The sequence below is a fragment of the Pedobacter petrophilus genome (genome assembly GCF_009674725.1).
Lineage (GTDB): Bacteria > Bacteroidota > Bacteroidia > Sphingobacteriales > Sphingobacteriaceae > Pedobacter > Pedobacter petrophilus.
In genome coordinates, this window is the sequence record NZ_WKKH01000007.1 from 63,323 (window position 1) to 83,232 (window position 19,910).

General features: G+C 42.1%; 11 protein-coding genes. 10 read left to right on the top strand and 1 reads right to left on the bottom strand.

The window, feature by feature from the left end; genetic code table 11:
* The first annotated feature begins 10 nt into the window (after window positions 1-10).
* The 10 genes from GJU39_RS06475 (at window position 11) to GJU39_RS06520 (ending at window position 15,240) form a co-directional block, all read left to right on the top strand.
* On the top strand, window positions 11-1,138 hold the full coding sequence (locus GJU39_RS06475; RefSeq protein ID WP_154279883.1) for a SusE domain-containing protein: 1,128 nt from the start codon (window positions 11-13) through the stop codon (window positions 1,136-1,138).
* Between the two features lie 46 nt (window positions 1,139-1,184).
* A complete protein-coding gene (locus GJU39_RS06480; protein WP_154279884.1) occupies window positions 1,185-2,390 on the top strand; it encodes a glycoside hydrolase family 76 protein in 1,206 nt (401 codons plus the stop codon).
* A gap of 22 nt (window positions 2,391-2,412) precedes the next feature.
* On the top strand, window positions 2,413-4,767 hold the full coding sequence (locus tag GJU39_RS06485) for a GH92 family glycosyl hydrolase (RefSeq protein WP_154279885.1): 2,355 nt from the start codon (window positions 2,413-2,415) through the stop codon (window positions 4,765-4,767).
* A gap of 40 nt (window positions 4,768-4,807) precedes the next feature.
* Window positions 4,808-5,986 carry a glycoside hydrolase family 76 protein gene (locus GJU39_RS06490; protein WP_154279886.1) on the top strand — a complete coding sequence of 393 codons (1,179 nt, stop codon included), beginning with the start codon at window positions 4,808-4,810 and terminating at the stop codon, window positions 5,984-5,986.
* 131 nt (window positions 5,987-6,117) lie between these two features.
* Complete coding sequence (locus GJU39_RS06495; RefSeq protein WP_154279887.1) at window positions 6,118-7,350, top strand: glycoside hydrolase family 76 protein; 1,233 nt, start codon at window positions 6,118-6,120, stop codon at window positions 7,348-7,350.
* A 206-nt stretch (window positions 7,351-7,556) separates the two neighbouring features.
* Window positions 7,557-7,724: a hypothetical protein gene (locus GJU39_RS06500; protein WP_154279888.1), complete on the top strand. Its 168-nt coding sequence runs from the start codon at window positions 7,557-7,559 to the stop codon at window positions 7,722-7,724.
* A gap of 245 nt (window positions 7,725-7,969) precedes the next feature.
* Window positions 7,970-8,548, top strand: coding sequence for an RNA polymerase sigma-70 factor (locus GJU39_RS06505; RefSeq protein WP_154279889.1), 579 nt, complete (start codon window positions 7,970-7,972; stop codon window positions 8,546-8,548).
* Window positions 8,549-8,828: 280 nt separating this feature from the next.
* Window positions 8,829-9,764, top strand: a complete 936-nt coding sequence (locus GJU39_RS06510) for a FecR family protein (RefSeq protein ID WP_154279890.1) — start codon at window positions 8,829-8,831, stop codon at window positions 9,762-9,764.
* A 167-nt stretch (window positions 9,765-9,931) separates the two neighbouring features.
* Complete coding sequence (locus tag GJU39_RS06515; RefSeq protein WP_154279891.1) at window positions 9,932-13,309, top strand: SusC/RagA family TonB-linked outer membrane protein; 3,378 nt, start codon at window positions 9,932-9,934, stop codon at window positions 13,307-13,309.
* Window positions 13,310-13,386: 77 nt separating this feature from the next.
* Window positions 13,387-15,240 (top strand): RagB/SusD family nutrient uptake outer membrane protein, encoded by a 1,854-nt coding sequence (locus GJU39_RS06520; RefSeq protein ID WP_154279892.1) that lies wholly within the window; start codon window positions 13,387-13,389, stop codon window positions 15,238-15,240.
* A 117-nt stretch (window positions 15,241-15,357) separates the two neighbouring features.
* On the opposite strand, the gene GJU39_RS06525 is transcribed toward GJU39_RS06520, so the two are convergent.
* Window positions 15,358-19,695, bottom strand: coding sequence for a PAS domain S-box protein (locus GJU39_RS06525; RefSeq protein WP_154279893.1), 4,338 nt, complete (start codon window positions 19,693-19,695; stop codon window positions 15,358-15,360).
* Between the last annotated feature and the right edge of the window lie 215 nt (window positions 19,696-19,910).

Genomic DNA, 19,910 nt, shown 5'->3' on the forward strand with positions numbered 1-19,910 from the left:
TCTTCGCGACATGAAAAATTTAAAAATAACTTTTGTTTTCCTGGCGCTAGCCATGTTCGCGCTTCCATCTTGTAAAAAAGAGGAGAAGGAACTGAACGAAAATATCAATTCCGTAGGCAGCTTAACGCTTCCTCAAAATCAGCAAAGCATCAAACTTACGCCATCTAACGCATTGGCAACCCAGCAATTTAAATGGACCACGGCCAGCGCAGAAGAAGGTGGCCTGGTTTTATATGAAGTAGCCTTCGATAAAGAAAGCGGCGATTTTACCAAACCGGTTTACAAGGTCGTTTCCGACGGCGCCGGTGTATTGCCACAAGTTACCATTACGCATAAAGACCTGACTAAAATCGCGGCCTTATGTGGCATCAATTCGTCGGGCACGGGAAATATAAAATGGACCGTCATCGCTTCTAAGGCAACCCTCAAAAAAACAGGATCAGATAGCAGAATCCTGCAACTGGAGCGGCCGGCAGGTTTTGCAGAGGCACCGGCAAATCTTTTCATTACAGGTACAGCAACCGAAGCGGGAGCGGAGATAACCAAGGCAATCAAATTTAAAAAGCTGGAAGATGGGGTGTTTGAAATTTACACAAGCCTTAAGCCAGGCACCTACCAACTTACTGATCAAACCACGCAGGCCGCAAGAAAATTTTATCCTGAAGGCACTACCCTAAAAGAAGGAACCAATACCATTAATGTAACCGGTACAGCTAAAGTTTACTATTTGAAATATGATTTCAATGTAGCTTCCGTGTTAGATGCGGTTGAAGTGCAGGGATTGGGCTTGTACATGTCTGCCTATGGGAATGAAATTGGTCAGTTGACTTATGCCTCCAATTGTACCTGGCAATCGGGCAGCATCCCGGTGGTATTTTATCCGTTTTCATGGGGTAGAGACGAACGCTATAAATTTGCCCTGCACACCCCGGCAGGGCTCCGGTATCTTGGAAGCAGTAATGTAAATAATTCAAGTCCGGTGGGGCAGGGTGCTTCCTATTCTTATTTATATGCGGTGAGCAACGATCAGTGGAACAATACCTACAAATTTGATCCGGCAGCAGATAATAAAAATGTTCAGGTAGTGGTAAACCTGAATGCTGACGGGCCTTATACACACCAGGTGAGCATCCGGTAATCATTAACAAACGCTAACCTTTACATTGATTATAATAAATCTACCTATGAAAAAAATATTCTTAAATACGCTGCTGGTATTGTCTATCCTGGTTGGCGCTGCCTGCAAAAAAGACCCCGGTGCTGTGCCGGTAACGCCCCCTCCGGTTGTTCCGCCGGTAGGGCCTGGTGCAAAGATAGATTACCTTAAACTGGCCCTGGAAACCCATACTTTTACCACCAATAACCTGTTAACTGCAGGATACGGTTACCGGGCAAATACCACCACACATGCAAACAATTGCTATGAGTGGTACAATGTGAGTCAGATTTATGCAGACGCCGCAATGGTGGGCATCGGGCAAAGTAAACACCTGGCCTATATGAACAATACCTTCAGGTTTATGGAGAACATGTGGGATAAAAAGGATCTTCGTGGCGGCTATTTCGCTTCTGTAAATTTAGATGGCAGCAATGCCGGGGGCGATAAATACGTAGATGATAACGCCTTAAGCGGAATGGTTTACCTGGAAGCTTATGAAGTAACTACAGGTACCGATAAACAGGCCTATTTAGCAAAAGCAAAAGCTTGCGCCGACTGGCTGATCAGCAGCGGACTATGGGATAACGTTTATGGTGGTGGATTTTACTGGAATACCCAGAAGCCTGAAAAACCTACGCAAACCAACGGACTTGCATTGCAGTTATTTGTGAAACTGTACAGCCTGACTGGTGAAAGCATTTATCGTGATTGGGCAAACCAGGTAAACGACTGGCTCCATGCCAAAATGTACGATGCGGTGAGTGGCTTATATATCTGGAAAATTGATGGACCCGGGGAGGGGAAAAAGCACACCGATAAATTTACTTATGACAATGCCATTATGGTAGAAGCGCTTATTTTGTACAGTAAAACCATGAATGATCCGGCTTATCTGGTGCAGGCGCAAAACCTGGGTAAAGCCATGAACATTACACTCTGGAATTCGGTTTGGAAGGGATACATCTTCAATACGAATGAAACAAGAATTAATCCGGCCTGGTGTGCCTGGGGATCGCAGGCGATGATTCGTTTATACGAAGCTGATAAAGATGAAAGCTGGCTGGTGTATGCCAAAGAAAATATTAACAGGTTAAACCTTGCCAACAGAAATCCTGCCACTTACGGATATTATTTTTTCGCAGGCTTTGACGGGCAAAACCGTGCACCGGAAATTGAAACGGTAGACCAGGCCTGGATGCAACGGATTCAGGCATTACTTTCTAAATATTAATCGTTAAAAAAAAGCAACCCTTATGAATACGGCCAATAAAGCACTTTTCCTTTTAGTTTTTACGTTTTTCCTCATGCCGTGTGCATTTGCACAGGATCTTCTACAATATGTTCATCCAAATATCGGTACTGCACACAGCCGGTGGTTTTTTTATACCCCGGCTGCGGTACCTTACGGGATGGCCAAACTTGCCCCATCCACCAACGGTAGTTACGGGAATGCGCAAGGCTGGGAAGCCGTTGGATATGATACCCGGCACAATTCTATAGAAGGTTTTGTTCATTTCCACGAATGGCAGGTAGGCGGAGTAAGCTTCATGCCTACGGCCGGCGAATTAAAAACCGTTCCGGGTTTGCTGGATAAGCCGGCAAGTGGCTTTCGATCTGCATTTGATCGCAAAAACGAAGTTGCGCAGCCTGGCTATTACGCGGTATTGCTCGATGATTTCAAAATCAAGGCAGAGCTTACTGCCACTAAAAGGGTAGGTTTTCACCGCTACACTTTTCCTAAAAATGAGGAGTCGAGAATTATGCTGTCTATCGGTAATATTCAGGGTGAAAGTGGACCCGTAACAGATGCGTCTGTAAAAATGATTGATGAAACACATTTTGAAGGCTTTGTGATTACCTATCCAAAATATGTTAAAACCTATGATGAAGGGGGAAGGGTAGCCATGTATTTCTTTGGTGAATTGAGCAAGGAGCCAGCCAGTGTAGGCGCTTTTGATCAGAAGAAAATCAGTAGCGGTAGCCAATCATCAGCCGGCCCGGGGGCGGGATTATTTCTGGGATACCACACCAAAGAAAATGAAAGTGTAGAAATAAAGGTAGGTTTATCTTATACTTCGGTTCAAAATGCGAAACTGAATTTACAAACCGAAGCTGGAAATTTAGATTTCGACAGGGCTAAAAAAGCGGCACAATCAGAATGGCAAAGGGAGCTGGGCAAAATCAAGGTGACCACTAAAAATCAACCGGATCTGGTAAAGTTCTATACCGGCTTGTACCATGCACTGCTTGGGCGGGGAATAGCCAGCGATGTTAACGGCAGTTTTCCAAGACATGATGGTACCATCGGGCAATTGCCTAAAGATAAAAATGGCAAATTCAGTTATCACTTTATGAATACCGATGCCATTTGGGGCGGTTTCTGGAACCTCACGCAATTATGGGCCCTGTCTTACCCTGCGCATTATAATGATTTTGTGCATACCCAGCTCGAAATTTATAAAGAAAGAGGCTGGTTCGGAGATGGGATTGCCAACAGCAATTTCGTATCGGGAGTAGGGACAAATTTTGTTGGTCTTGCTATTGCGGGCGCCTACCAGGCTGGCATTCGGGATTATGATCTGAATTTAGCTTACAGGGCCGTATTGGGGAATGAGCTAAATTACCAGAACAGATTAGTCGGATCTGGAAAAACTGATACCAAAAGCTTTGTACAGCATGGGTTTGTTCCTTACCTGGAAGCGGATAAAACGGATTCGACTGGCGCGCATTTTTCAGGCTCGCATACCATGGAATACAGTTACAGTGCTTTCGCTGCGGCCCAGCTTGCAAAGCAAATGGGAAAACCCAAAGACTATCAGAAGCTTCTGGCTTTATCCAATGGCTGGAAATTGCTGTTTGATAAAGAGTTAAAGCTGATCCGCCCGAAAACGCAAGACGGGAAGTTTATCGGTAAATTTAATCCGCTTGAGGCCTGGAGAGGATTTCAGGAAGGGAATGCCACACAATATACTTTTTACGTTCCTCAAAACCCTAAAGGTTTGGTAACGGCTATAGGCAGTGAAACCTTCAACAACCGGTTAAATGATATTTTTGAAAAATCGCAGCAAAATGCATTCGGCGGAGGCAAAACAATAGATGCTTTTGCAGGGATCCAATCGCTTTATAACCACGGCAATCAGCCAAACTTACACATCAGCTGGCTTTTTAATTATTCATCGGCTCCCTGGCTTACCCAAAAATGGACCAGGGCAATTTGCAATGAGTTTTACGGAACAGAAAGTATTCACGGTTATGGCTACGGCCAGGATGAAGACCAGGGGCAGTTGGGTTCCTGGTATGTAATGGCATCTATTGGTTTATTTGATGTAAAAGGTTTAACAGATGCAAGACCAACCATTCAGCTGGGAAGTCCTGTTTTTGATCAATCTGAAATTCAGCTGGGCAACGGCAGAAAACTGGTGATTAAAACCACCAACAACTCAGCGCAAAACGTGTACGTGCAGGCTGCTACCTGGAACGGAAAAGCATTGAACAACGCATGGATGTACCGTGATGAATTAATGAAAGGCGGAAAACTCACTTTAACAATGGGAAGCCGGCCTAACAAAAGCTGGGGGGTAAAGGTACTGCCACCGTCTGCACAATAAGTTAACGAAGCAATAGATTTCTGTAATTAACCGTAAAAAAATGAGATATTTCTTTTTGATCATCAGCTTGATGTTTTGCTTTGAAGGGTATTGCCAAAAGGTAAAATACAATGCCTTACAGAAGGAACGTGCAGATGCCATGTTCAGGAAAGTCTGGCAATACTACCGGGCGCCAACATACCCTGGTTTATTTACCGAGAATTTCCCTTCAGGCAAAAGCGCTTCGCTTGATTACTTTCAGGGTGCCCGGGTAAATGAAAAGGTCGTTAGTTTTCTGTGGCCTTTTTCCGGGATGTTTTCTGCTGCCAATGTGCTGATCAGGTTTCCGGATTTAAAGCAGCAATATGCTGTTTATCTGGATACGCTGACTGCCGGGGTGTGGGCCTACCGCGATACGACAAGATCGCCCGCAGGCTATCAGGCTTACCCTTCAGGCCTGGAAAAATCAGACCGGTATTATGATGATAATGCTTTAGTTTGCATCGATTACCTGGAAGCTTATTTAAACACAGGTAATGAGGCCTACCTGCCTAAAGCAAAAGAGGTTTTTAATTTTATTTTAAGCGGATGGGATGATCAATTGGGGGGCGGTGTATATTGGCTGGAAGGGCATAAAGACCAGAAACCTGCCTGTAGCAATGGTATGGCTACGCTAGCCGCTTTAAAACTTTACCAGTGTACCAAAGATCCTCTTTATTTAAACTGGGGAAAAAAGTTTTACAACTGGATGCACAACCACCTTCAAAACCCCCAGGGCATTTATTATAACGATGTAAAGATGGATGGTAAGCCAAACGAGGTTTATTATACCTACAATACCGGATCGATGCTCGAGTCGGCCGTATTGCTTTTCCGGTTTACCAATGATATTAAATACCTGAAGGAAGCAGAACGCGTTGCGGAAAGTGCATACCAGTTCTTCTCAACCCAGGGTAAAAACAACAAAAGGGTTTTCAAAATTGATCTTCCATGGTTTGTAACTGTGCTGTTTCGGGGTTATGAAGCACTTTATCATGTTAATCACAATCCTTTCTATATCAATGCGATAACGTCAGATTTAGATCAGGCGTGGGAAAATGCTTCCGATCGATATGGTTTTTTAACTGCCAAATGGGCTCTGGATGAAGCTGCTAAAAAGAAACCAAAATGGCTGCTGGATGAGGCCTGCATTGCTGAGCTTTATGCAAGAATCAGTTTATTAAACACTAAAGGGAAATAAAGGCATATACTAACGGCCCGGTTTGGTATGGAGACACCAGCTGTTTTATTTTGATTTAATTTAAAAAAAAATACTACCTTTTTATTGGCCTTAACAGCCAAAAACAATAACCAAATATAATTACCTAAACTATGAAAACAAGAAAAAACAAAAGCCTGAAACCGGCGTGCAAACCAGCGCGCCTGTTTCAGGGCAGCCAAAAATTGGTTGCAATGATCGCATTAGGATTGGCCACCATGGTGGTCAGCTGTAAAAAAGAACAGGGCGCAGATAAACTTCAACTGCCTGCGGCATTGGCTACCCAATCAAACACCTCCGGCCTGGCCGCAGTTTCACTGCCAACCAAGAATGAAGCTTTACTCGCCATGCAGGTTTATAATAATCATTTTTACAACCAGTACGGTACTTACGGTTCATCTTTCAAAGCATATTACTGGAAAGATGACAACCACGCCGGCCGGATGGATTTTTGGACGCAACAAGAGGCGATTGAAACACTGATTGATGCCTATAACATTAACCCGAGCGCCGATTTAAAAAATAAAATCACCTATCTGTACAATGGTGTGAGAGATGGATACGGATTGCTATGGTCTAACAATATTTATAATGATGATATCGTGTGGGGGGCGTTAATGTGTGTCAGGGCTTTTAAGATCACCAACGATGGAGGGATGTTGGATATGGCAAAAAATAATTTCAATATGATGTGGAACAGGGCCTGGGATACACAATCCCTGGGCGGGGGATTATGGTGGACCACCGATAACCAGACGAAAAACACCTGCGTAAATGCACCGGCAGTAATATGTGCCATGCTATTGTATCAGGCTACCGGTGATGCTGTTTATAAGACCAGGGCCAGGCAAATTATGGATTGGATGGTTTTGAAGCTTTACGATGCCTCTACCGGTGAAGTTAAAGGTGCCATCAACCAAGCCGGAAACATTACTGAAGGTGCACTTTCTTATACCCAGGGTACTTTTATCGGCGCCTGTGATTTGTTGCGTGCAGATTATCCTGCGGTTAACTATCTTGGTATGGGTTTAAAAGCCATGGATTATGCACGTAACAGCATGTGCAATCAATCTGGCGGAATACTGAAAGATGAAAACGCCGTTGCGGATACGCAGGGCATGAAAAGCATCTTTGCCCGATGGGCATGCCTTTTTGTAAAAAATACAGGCACGGCAGGTAACTACGGAGCCTGGCTGGATGCAAACGCTGCCCAGGCCTGGTCGATCCGTAATGCACAAGGTTTAATGTGGAATATCTGGGGAACCCGTACGCCGGATAACGTACGCAATGCCTTTGAAACTACCTGTGGTGTGGCCATGGTTAATGGCATTTATTATTATCGTTAATCGCTGCTGTAAAGATGTGAACAATAAAATCTGATAGGCTGAACTGTTCAACCTATCGGATTTATTGTTTTATAGGAAACAAACCTCATTAAAAGGCTAAATACCCTATGTAATTGAACGCCTTATCACCGGTTTTTTATGGAAGAATCTTCAAAACATTTCGTGATGCGCCAACTACTATCATAGATTAACGTAAAGATTTTGTGATGAAAGTTTCTTTCCGCTTCGCCTGTTCAGGCAAAAAATATGATAAAGCACATCGAAAGGGGAAAGTCCATACCATCTGCAACGAAAAAGGTGAACGTGCTACACTACAGTTTGTTAAGATTGGGCACGTTAATTTAGATACAGGGTTACAGGAGCAATCGTTGTAAGCCTTTTTTACCACATCTGCAGAACTTCCGCAAAATTCCTCCCGATGCTCCCGAGGATTAAAAATGAGGAGGAGTTTCTTCGAAATGGTCTGCAATATATTTTGTTTTGTGTGCGAAATAACTATTTTTACTTAACCAAATATAAAGGTTCTGATCACAACAGATGATTTATTGACGCTAAGCAGGAAATAAGTTATTATTTCAGATTGTGATTTTAAAATTTACTGTACAGAACTAAATTCATAATGCAAAAACATTTACAGATATGGTCTGATGATGACTTGATTGTCTTGTTACATGATGATGATACTGTTGCATTTAAACTGATTTATGAGAAGTACGCACCAAAGCTTTTCCATACCGTTTATAATTTAGTCCGGAATAAAGAAGCCAGTGAGGATGTGATACAGGATCTTTTTTCAGACCTGTGGCAAAAACGGGCTAAGCTGAATATTACCACTTCTTTGCAGGGGTTTTTGTATACCGCTGCGAAAAACAGGATTTTAGCACAGCTTAGAAAACGGAAAATTACAATAGATGCTGATGCCCTTGCATTTTTGGCCGATAGTAATCATACTGACAATAGATTACTTGAAATGGAACTGAAGCAGAAGCTAAATCAGGAAATAAACCTGCTTCCCCGCAAATGTGCGGAGATCTTCCAGCTCAGCCGTGAGTCCCAGTACTCTCATCAGGAAATTGCCAAACATTTAAATATCTCCGTTAAAACGGTAGAAAATCAAGTTGGTATTGCGTTAAAGCGGCTTAAAGCTAATCTTACTGATTTCTTAATCTTGCTTGTTCTGTTCCTGCCTGGCTTATAATTAAATAAGTCATTGCACATCTCTATATTTCCATCAACCCTTTGCCCGTCTACCTCACGGGCTCCCCATAATTCTGATTCGGCGGGATTTATAGCGTTCGGCTAAAACTGCGATTGTACACCATTTAAAATTTTTCAGAGAAGTTCTGCATCACTTAAACCTCGCGATTGATGTTCTTTGGGCATGAAATCCGCTCATCTTTACAATTTAAATATATCTAAAAAAAAATGAATTCTTTTTGGGGGGTAACTGCTAAAAATGCATCATACACCATAACCACATGAAAAAGGATAAATCAAAACCAACAGAGCCGATAGAAAATAAGTTAACTGCTTATTTTGATGCGGCGCAACAAGATAGTTTTCAGTTGGATGACAAAATAAACTTTGAACGCGATAAGGTATATGCAAATGTTCTGAACGTTATCGGGCAAAAAAGAAAAACCAACAGATACATCAGCATATTCAAGGTTGCCGCATCAATATTGCTGTTCAGCACTGCTTGCCTGGTAATTTACATGCTGCGGGTTGAGCCGGCAACTCCGAACCATCAGGTTGCAATGGTGGAGAAAAGCGTAGGGAGAGGCAAAATCGTTAGCTTAACGCTGGTAGATGGAACCGTTGTTTACCTGAATGCAGAAAGTAAATTAACCTACCCTGAAACATTTAAAGGAAATACCCGTGAGGTAACATTAAGTGGCGAAGCTTTTTTTAAAGTAGCGCACAATAAAAATAAACCATTTATTATTCATACCAATAAGCTAACCACTCAGGTATTGGGCACAAGCTTTAACATCAGTGCCTACACCAATAAAATGATATCCGTAACGGTAGTCACCGGGAAAGTTTCTGTTTACCTGAAAAAGAAGCGTAAAACGAAGCAGCAGACAAAGACATTGTTACCTCACCATCAAATTCTTTTTGATGCCGGGAATGATCGCATCAGCAATCCGCAGTGGGTTGATGTAAACGAACTGGTGGCCTGGCACGAAAGAAAAATTTTGTACAAAAGCCGCAGGCTTGCTGATGTTGTAGACGAGATAGCCCGCAGCTACGATGTAACCATTAAAATCCCTAACCACCTAAAAAACTGTAGAATAACCGCCGAACTGGATAACCCAAGTTTGGAAAAACTTCTAAAAGTACTTTCCCAATTGGTAGAGGGCACTTATGAATTTAAAAACGGTGCTTACCTGTTAAGCGGAAAGAGTTGCTAACCAAATAAACCCACCTAAAATCTATGATCAGTTAAACCTTACACAAAAAAACCCAGGACAAAAAGTTTGACCCGGGCTGAAATGCAAAATCAAACAATAGCACGCTCGTCTGGACCTGAGAAATCAATACAAGCGGCTATTCCATTTTCACACTAACATGTAAAACTATGAAAAAATCTCTATTAGATCATAGAGTATTATATTATCCTTATATCCTCATGAAGTATAGCACCGTAATATTATGCACGCTTTGTGTATGCTGCTCGCTTGCCTTTGCTAATGTTTCCTACAGTCAAAAAATACTCCAGACAACCCTCACCATGAAGGGGAAAAACGTAAGCCTTGAAAGGGCTCTTGAGCTGATCTCTAAAAAATCAAATGTTAAGTTCGCCTATCCTGATGTGCTTTTGAAAGATAACATTAAACTGAGTTACGATTTTAACGGTGACAAACTATTAAGTGTATTGCAGGAGATCTTGTTTAAAAACCACTTTGCATTTTCTGTTGTAGATGATGTGGTGATTATAAAAAGAGCTGCCAAAAGTGCAAACCTGAGTGAAAGAGATATCGAAATCAGGGGGGTAGTTACCGATTCAACCGGGGTAGGTTTGCCTGGCGTAAACATTACTGTTAAAGGGATGCAGGGGATAGGCGCCACTTCCGATCAGAATGGTAACTATGTAATCAGGGTTCCTGAAGATGCCACACTGGTGTTTTTTTCGGTCGGCTACCTAAGGCGTGAAATTGCTGTGAGCGGGAAAAACTACATCCGGGTACAGCTCCTGGAAGATAAGGCGATGTTGGAAGATGTGGTAATTGTTGGTTACGGTACGCAAACTAAAACCAAAGTAACCGGTGCATTAACATCAGTTTCGAGCAAAGAAATGCTGCGCACCCCAACGGCCAGCTTAACCAACAGTTTGGCCGGCAGGCTACCCGGGCTGGTTACCATACAAAATAGTGGCGAACCCGGCGCAGATGGCTCTACTTTGTACATCAGAGGTTTCGGTACCTATCAAGGCAAAAGCCCTTTAATTTTGGTAGATGGAATTGAAAATGCCATAGACCGTATTGATGCCAATGAGGTAGAAGACGTAAGTATTTTAAAAGATGCTGCAGCTACCGCTGTATTCGGGATGAAAGGTGCCAATGGCGTAGTTTTAGTGACTACAAAAAGAGGTAAAACCGGTAAGCCTGTGTTATCGTTAACCACCCAGATGGCCAGCCAGTCGCCGGTAAGGTTGCCAGATTACCTTGATTCTTATGATGCACTGAAGCTTTTCAGAGAAGGATTGATGAACGATGGATTAAATTATAATCTTTATACCGATGCGTATATTGATAAATTCAGAGATCGGAGCAAGCCAGGCTATCAATACCTTTATCCCAATGTAGACTGGCACAAAGAGCTTTTAAAATCAAATTCTATGATGAACCAAACCAACCTTAATGTAAGTGGTGGTTCATCTACAGCAAGGTATTTTGTATCCATGTCTTACCTTGGGCAGGAAGGTTTATATAAATTTGATGATTTAAATAATTATAACATCAATGCTTATTTAAACAAATACAATTTCAGGAGCAACGTTGATATTGATATCACCAAACACCTTACCCTGGAACTAAACCTGAGTGATGTGGTACGTGACCGGAATTACCCGAATGAATCTGGTGACAGTTTCTGGGCCGAACTCAGAAATACTCCTTCTTACATCTATCCAATGACCAACCCGGATGGAACCATTTCGGGAAAAAAAGATTCGCCGGCCAATCCCTATGGCAGGCTTACGCAGTTTGGCTACCAGCGGCTTTTTGAAAATACATTAGGCGCTATTGCAGGATTCAGACTCGATATGTCTTTTATTACCAAAGGGCTAAGCGCCAGAACCCGTTTTGCTTTTGATTCGCAAAGCTACCGCAACCTAACCAGGGCAAGAAGCTATTCTACTTATGTATATGCATTGGGTAACGATCAGGAAACTGATCTGAGCAAAGGAACTTATACCCAGTTAACAACGGGTACAGGTTTACTTGGTTTTAATGTTTCGGGAGCGAATACCAGTAGAAAATCTACTTATGAAGGATACCTGAACTATGACCGGGTATTTAACCAGAAACATGCGGTAACCGCGATGGTGAGGTATAACCAATCGCAAAGTTTTACCGACGCTACTAATGCCATTGGCGCACTGCCTTATAAACAGCTGGGATTGGTAGGCCGTTTAAACTATGCATTTGATAGCAGATATGTGCTTGAATTTGATGCAGGCTACAATGGCTCGGAAAATTTTAAAACAGGTAACCGAATGGGGTTCTTCCCTGCGGGGTCTGCAGCATGGATAGTTTCGAACGAAAAATTCCTTAAAAATTCTAAAACCTTCAATCTGGTAAAACTCAGGGGTTCTTATGGTATAGTTGGGGTTGATAATAGCGTGGGTCGTTTCGCCTACCTGAGTACCTGGAATACAGGGGGTGACCGCGGCTACCAGTTTGGCTTAGCTGCCGATGGAGACCGGTACAGCAGCACGGAGGAAAGCGCAACAGGAAACGAGTACCTGACCTGGGAGCGGGCCAAAAAAGCGAATATCGGGCTCGAACTTGGACTCCTGAATAATACCTTACAGTTTACAGGTGACATCTTTTCAGAAAAAAGAACCTCCATATTAACCACCGCATCCATCATTCCTGATGTAACAGGCGTACTCAATCTGCCAGCCATAAATGCGGGCAGGGTAAGTAACAAGGGCTTTGAAACCGAACTTACCTGGCGCAAAAAATTCACCAATCAAAGCCTTATGCTGCGGGCATCTTACTCTTATGCCACCAATAATATTGATTATGCAGCCGAACCCAATTATACACTGGCCTACAAAGGCCTTAAAGGTACGCAGGTATTTGAGGCTTACGGACTTACCGCTCTTGGTTTATTCAGGGATCAGGCCGATATTAACAGTAGCCCGAACCAGCAGTATGGCAAAGTTATACCTGGTGATATTAAATATCTGGATCGTAATGGCGATGGTGTAATTAACAGTCAGGATGAAGGCTATTTAGGTAAAGCCACAGCGCCAAAATCAATTATTGGTTTTACCATTAGCTATTCCTTTAAACAATTCGATTTTAATGCTTTGCTTCAGGGTGCAAAGGGTGGCTATAGGTGGTTAACGGGTACCTCGGCATGGGCATTCTCTTCCAATAGCTCTGTACTGGCAGATTATCTGGACAGTAGGTGGACGGCTGAAAATCCGGATGTAAATGCACGTTGGCCAAGAGTATCGTCATCAAACAATGTAAACAACAACCAGAATTCTACTTTTTGGCTAAAATCATCAGATTACCTGAGGGTTAAAAATGTAGAACTGGGCTATACATTGCCGAAACCGCTGATCCGAAAGCTAAAACTCACCAATATCAGGGTTTTTGCAAGCGGTACAAACCTGTACACCTGGGATAAATTGAAAATATTTGATCCGGAGATGCCTGATGGTTTTGGTAGTTACCCACAGCAAAGAGTAATTAATTTCGGATTAAACGTAGCGATGTAAACCTAAAATGATCAAGCTTAAAGCAAACATAATCACTGCTAAACAAAAGCTTCATCAACCATAAAAAATTTAGAAAGATGAAAAAAGTCTATATAATATTTCTATCCCTGCTGCTCTTAACGGCTACGGCCTGTAAAAAATACCTGGATGTTGTACCCTCAGAGTATACTACAGAAGACGATGTTTATTTTAACATTGATCTTACCGAGCAAGCACTTGCAAGGCTTTATAATGCTTTGCCAAACGACCTTGGATCTGACATCACCGCATACACAGATGAATCCTACCATCACTGGTTTGATAATGGGGGAGCCATAGATGCCTATAAATTTAACCTGGGCAGTTGGAGCATCACCGATAATCCTTTAGGTAACTGGGGCGGAAAGTACCAGGACATCAGGCGGGCAAACATTTTCATTGACCGGATAGATTTAGTGCCCATTCCTTTAGATAGAAAGGCTTATTATGAAATCTGGGTACCCCGATACAAAGCTGAGGCACGGTTTTTAAGAGCGCAGTACTATTTTGAGCTTTTTAAAAGATATGGGGCTGTCCCGCTGCTTACCAGCCCGGCTGATATTGATCCTAATGATTTAGGGAAAACGCAATATACCCGCAATTCTGTTGATGAAATAGTAGGTTTTATCACTTCAGAGTGTGATGAAATAGCCAAGATATTGCCGGTAAGTCAGGCTGATGCACAAATCGGCCGGATTACCAAAGGCGCGGCACTTGCTTTAAAGACGCGGGTTTTATTAACAGCGGCCAGCCCTTTGTTTAATGGCAATCCGCTATACTCCAGCATTAGAAATTCGGATGGCAAGCAACTTTTTAATGCCACTTACGACAGGGAAAAGTGGAAAAAAGCAGCAGATGCGGCTAAGGAAGTAATTGATTTAGGGATTTATAGCCTTTATAACCCTTTCCCAAATAATCCGGTTCAAAATTATGCAGCGCAGTTTTATAACCGCGATTATACAGAAACCATTTTACCGAGGATTATTACCAATAATACTGATATTGAAGGTAACCAGCTGCCTAATGGTCCGCCGTTTAAAGGCAATGGTAAATTTACGCCTTTGCAAGAGTTGATTGATGCTTATGAAATGAATAATGGTTATCCAATTAATCAGCCTGGTTCGCAGTATGCGATTGCCGGAACCTGGAGCGGCCAAATGTGGGACGGCTTGAAATTTCAACCGGTAAGTAATATTTCGAATATGTACAAAAACCGCGATCCGCGTTTCTATGCTTCTATTTTCTTTCAATATTCTTTATGGCGTTTTGATGCGATGAAAAGGGCTACTAAGTTCGCCTGGTGGGGTAATGGCAACGGACAGACTGATGGCTGGGCAACCAGTAAATCGGGTACGAATCCATGGGGTTATAACATAAGAAAATGGGTTTCTCCGGATGTTGATAGAAATGCCAATACCGGTACGGCTAGAAGAAATTTCCCGATATTCCGCCTGGCTGAGATTTATTTAAGCTATGCAGAGGCCATGAATGAATATCTGTCTGCCCCTGATGCAAGCGTATATCAATATCTTAACCTGGTAAGAAGCCGGGTATCTATGCCACAGCTTCCGGTTTTACCAGAGGATCAAACCAAAGATGGCATGCGCCGCCGGATACAAAATGAATACCGCGTCGAATTTGCCTTCGAAGGGCATCGTTTCTGGGACGTCAGGCGTTGGTTGATTGCCAAAACGACTCAGAATGGTCAATTTCATGTGCTAAATGCCCGTCCGTCAACAGCCGAATTAAGCGCAACAGGACTGGATATTAATAGCGAAGCTGCGGGTGTAGCGGTATTGTATAAGCCAGTTACCATACAGGACAGGGTATTTGCCGATAAGCATTATCTTATGCCAATACCACAAACTGAAATTGATAAAAACCCGGAATTAAAACAGAATTACGGCTGGTAACGCCTGCCCTGAACTGGTTCTACAAAAGTTGTGTTTATTACGAACAGCAACTTTTGTAGAACTTTTTTGGAATTTAAACAGATGATTAATTTCCTGTTTACGGAGCTTTTAACCTGATTAACTTAAGTATTTCAATAATATCGGAATAAGCAATTTTATTTCTTCTCTGAGTTCTTCGGCTCCGGTCTGCAACAAAAGATGGTCATCAACATTGTGTTTCTGCAATTCTCTACAGATATCCGCTAATTTTATTAGTCCTGCGGAAGTAGACATTCCATACAACTTGTGCGACAGGGCAAGCATCATTTCAGTGTCTTCCAGCTGAATGTTTTTAGCGAGTTGTTGCTGCGCCTGCTTAAGTTGCTCAACTGTAATTCCAATAATTTTATTAAATTTTACCGAATCTTTACCAAAGTAGGTGGCCAGTTTCTTGAAATCGAAATGAAACAGATCCTGATCAGTTTCCTGTTCCACTTTACTTAATTCCGGCTCATCTGGCTGAACTAACCATTTGTTTAATATCGCCTCAATATTTTCCTGTAAAATAGGTTTGGTGATAAAATCATCCATGCCTGCAGCAACGCATTTCTCTCTCTCTCCCTTTACATTTGCTGCTGTTAAAGCGATAACAGGCGTTCGTTTTTCTTTTTCAAAAGCCCTGATTTTTCTCGCGCATTCGTAACCATTCATCTCTGGCATCTGTATATCCATAAAAACGAGGCTAAAGGACATCTTTTTGAATTGTTCAATCCCTATGGTGCCATTTTCAGCCTCCATGATTATACTTTTAGGGTAAATTTTTTCTATATAAGAACGGGTAAGGAATCTATTCACCTCATTGTCTTCCACAATCAAAAAACTATAGTCCGGGTTTTGATCTGCAAGTAATGGTGCCGTGATTTCAAGATCCTGCGGAGATATTTCCTTGGATTTTAACCTGGATAAAGTAAGGAAAAGCGTATCCATTTTAATGGGTTTGAGTAGCCGGTTCTCAATTTTTAACTCACTACATGCCTTAATAATGGTACCATCATCTGAGGAGCTGTGGAGAAGAATTACCGGAAGTTTTTCATCTTCACTCATAAAATTATCCCTGATTTTGGTTGCAGTTTCTATCCCATCCATATATTGCATATGGTAATCCATCAAAATAGCATCATAGGTTCTGCCCTCTGCCATAAACTGCAACGCTTCGAAACCGTTTTGTGCATGATCAGAATGGATATTTTTTAACAAAAGCATATCAGTTAAGATATCTCTGTTGTTTTTATTATCGTCTACAATCAGCACATTAGTGATACTTTCCATTCCAACCCATTCGGTTGGATTACCATGTTCAGATCGTAAATTTATGTCAAAGTAAAAGGTGCTGCCTTCTCCTGGAGAACTTTCCAGGTGGAGGTGGCTGTCCATCATCTTTAGTAGCTTGTTAGAAATAGTTAATCCCAGTCCTGTTCCGCCATATTTTTTTGTGGTAGATGAATCCTCTTGCGAAAAGGCATTAAAGATTTTTGCCTGTACTGCTTTGGCTATTCCAATACCGGTATCACGAACGCTGAACCGAAGTAAGTGATGGTCTTTAGTTTCACTTAGGGCTTGTATTTTAAGTTCAATTTCTCCTTTTGCGGTGAATTTAGCTGCATTTCCCAACAGGTTAATTAATATCTGTTTGAGGCGAAGGGCATCAGCCCATATAAACCGCGGAAGATTTGGCTGCACATTAAGCAGCATTTCTAATTTTTTAGTCTGGATTTGATAATTAGTAATGTCACTGGCCTGCCCGGCGATATCGTAAAGATCACACCTTTCTATGTCGAGCTCAAATTTACCTGCTTCAATTTTAGAAAAATCGAGAATATCATTTATAATGCTTAAAAGTGCATTGGCGGATTGATTTACAATTTTTAAGTATTGCTCCTGGGTATGATTAAGTTGGGTTTTTAATACCAGATCGGTGAAGCCTATCACTCCATTTAATGGCGTTCTGATTTCGTGGCTCATATTGGCAAGAAATTCAGACTTGGCCATGTTGGCCAGGTCGGCACGCAGTCTTGCTACGGTGAGCTCTTCGCGATGCTTAACGCTTGCCGAGATATTGTGCGTAAAAATCATCATGCCCCCTATAGAATGATCTGCTCTATACCAGGGCCTCATTTCCCAGGCAATATGATATGGCGTATTTGTTCTTTTATCAAAATAGACATCTTCCTCTTTTTTAACAACCTCTCCTTTAAGCACCCTTTTATGAACGGCTTTACGCTCTTCGGATAAATCTGGGAATACTTCGTAGTAGGAGCGTCCGCCGATATCTCCTTCCACTTGAGTATATTCTTTTAACCACGTTTTGCTGGCGATCAGAAAATGCATGTTTTCATCAATCATGGCTACGGATGCGGGTGCGTTTTCAATGAACGCAATGAGTAAAGCTTTTTCTGTAGCAAGCTCGTTTTCGAATTTTTCTTTTTGGGTAATGTCAGTAGAGATGCCCAGATAGCCGATAACCTTACCCTTGCTATCCTTTATCGAGGTAATGGATAAGGAAACCCTTACCCGTTTTTTGAATTTAGTGATAAAAGTAAATGTCCTTTCTTTTTGAGGGTGATCTGCACATTGTTTATAAAAACCAAATCCCGAAACTTCGGAACCCGGCACAGTATTAAAATCATTACATAGATCATCTATTTCTTTCGGATCATGAAATATGATAGGCGTTTGCGTGCCTATCACTTCTTCAGCAGTATAGCCCAGTAATTGCGAGGAGCCCTGGTTAAATACGGTGATGGTTCCATCCAGATCTGTGGCGATGATGCTCACTCCGGTAGCTGCCGAGAGTACATCATCCAGTAGTTTTTTAGCTGCAATCACTTCCATCTGCGCACGTTGCTGGTCATCAATGTTTTGAAAAGTACCATAAATGCGGGTTGGAGTGTTTTTTGCAAACTGCACGTTTCCTTTGGTCCGTACCCAAATTTCTTTTCCGTTAAAGTCAATAATTTGAAGTTCCAGATCCCAGTCCTTCCCCGTGTGAAGGCTTTCGTCTATCGCCTGCAGAATTTTTTCCCGGCTTTCTCCGATTTTGTAAAACTTAATTGCATTGTCTTTGGTAGGGATAAAATCTTCCGGTACGCCGTGAATTTCACGGGTAATCGGCGACCAGTTAACCTGATCATCGATGAGGTTAAGTTCCCATCCACCTATTTTTGATAGTTTACTGGTTTCTTCCAATAAATTTTTGGTGTGAATAAGATCTTTCTCTAATTTCTTCTGATCGGTAATATCCACTGCATTGCCAACAATATAAGGTTCGCCATTAGGATCTTGCTGTAGTACATTTGAATATAACCACAAACGCTCTTCACCAGATTTTCGTTTAACAACCATGTAGCCCTTTGAAACGCCATGTGCTACTATGTCTTTAAGGTATTGGCGTAAATTATCATGTCGCGCTATTGGGATAATGTCGAAAAGAGTTTTGTTAAGTAGTTCCGTTCTGGAGAAACCTAATGTTTCTGCTCCGGCCGGATTAAGCGTGATTAGTTTACCGTTAACATCATGCGTAGACATTAAACCTTGCGAACTCTCAAAAAACTTATTTAACTTTTGTTCGCTATCTTTTAATGCCTTGTTTTTCTCAATTTCGGCAGTAATATCCCTTCCAATTGCAAATATATTCTTATCCGCTTCCTGAGTTGTAGCCGTCCACTCGATCACCCGATAGCCACCAGCTTTAATCGATACCTGATGCTCACCATGCTCCTCCGAAAGACAGTTTTTGATATTAGACCAAAGTACGTGTGCTTTATCCTGATCTTCTGCCGGAACGATATCGAAAATGGTTTTAAACTGTAGTTCTTCCTCAGTCCAGCCTAAGCGCTTGTTAAAGCAGGGGTTGGCCATCTTAAATGTTAAATCCGGCGTTAGGATGCAAATAAGGTCATTGGACTCATTAATAAGGCGACTAAACTGCTTATATTCCTGCTTTTTTCGGCGGTCTATAATCGCCGCGATGGCTTCTTCTGCCAGCAGTGATAACATCTGCTGTTGTGATGAAGTTATTTTTTTTGGTTCCGTACTGATGACACAGAGGGAGCCCAGCGTAAATCCATTTGGATCGATAAGCGGAAATCCGGCATAAAACCGCACCTTAAGTCCCTCCTGTACCATCGGATGCAGACTCCAGTGCTCATCTTTCAGGGTATCTTCTACCAGAAACATCTCATTTGAGGCCAGGGTACATTCACACATGGTAAATCCTCTTGGAGCCTCCTCTACAGAAAGCCCTGTAGCTGATTTATACCAAACCCTGTCCTTATCAATAAAGGAAATCAGTGAGATTTCGCAACCCGCAATCAAAGAAGCAATTTCTGTGAGCCTGTCAAAATCCCGCTCCTTATTTGAGTCTATGATTTCATAACTGTAGAGCGCGCGCAGGCGGGCTGATTCATTTTCTTGCATTTCAATTTATTTTGCACCGTGGTCATCACCAAAAGCCGAATCAGTTAAGCGCCGTTCTGTACCTGCAAGCTTTTTACAGCAGCCCGCAAATTTTTGGCGTAATTCAATATCTTTTAATCCTGCAATATGGTAGGAGATAGTGATTGTTCTGAGGTTATAGCTTAATTACGGGTTTCTGGCTTAATTCTATTTGCAACAGGAAAGTCTGACAGATA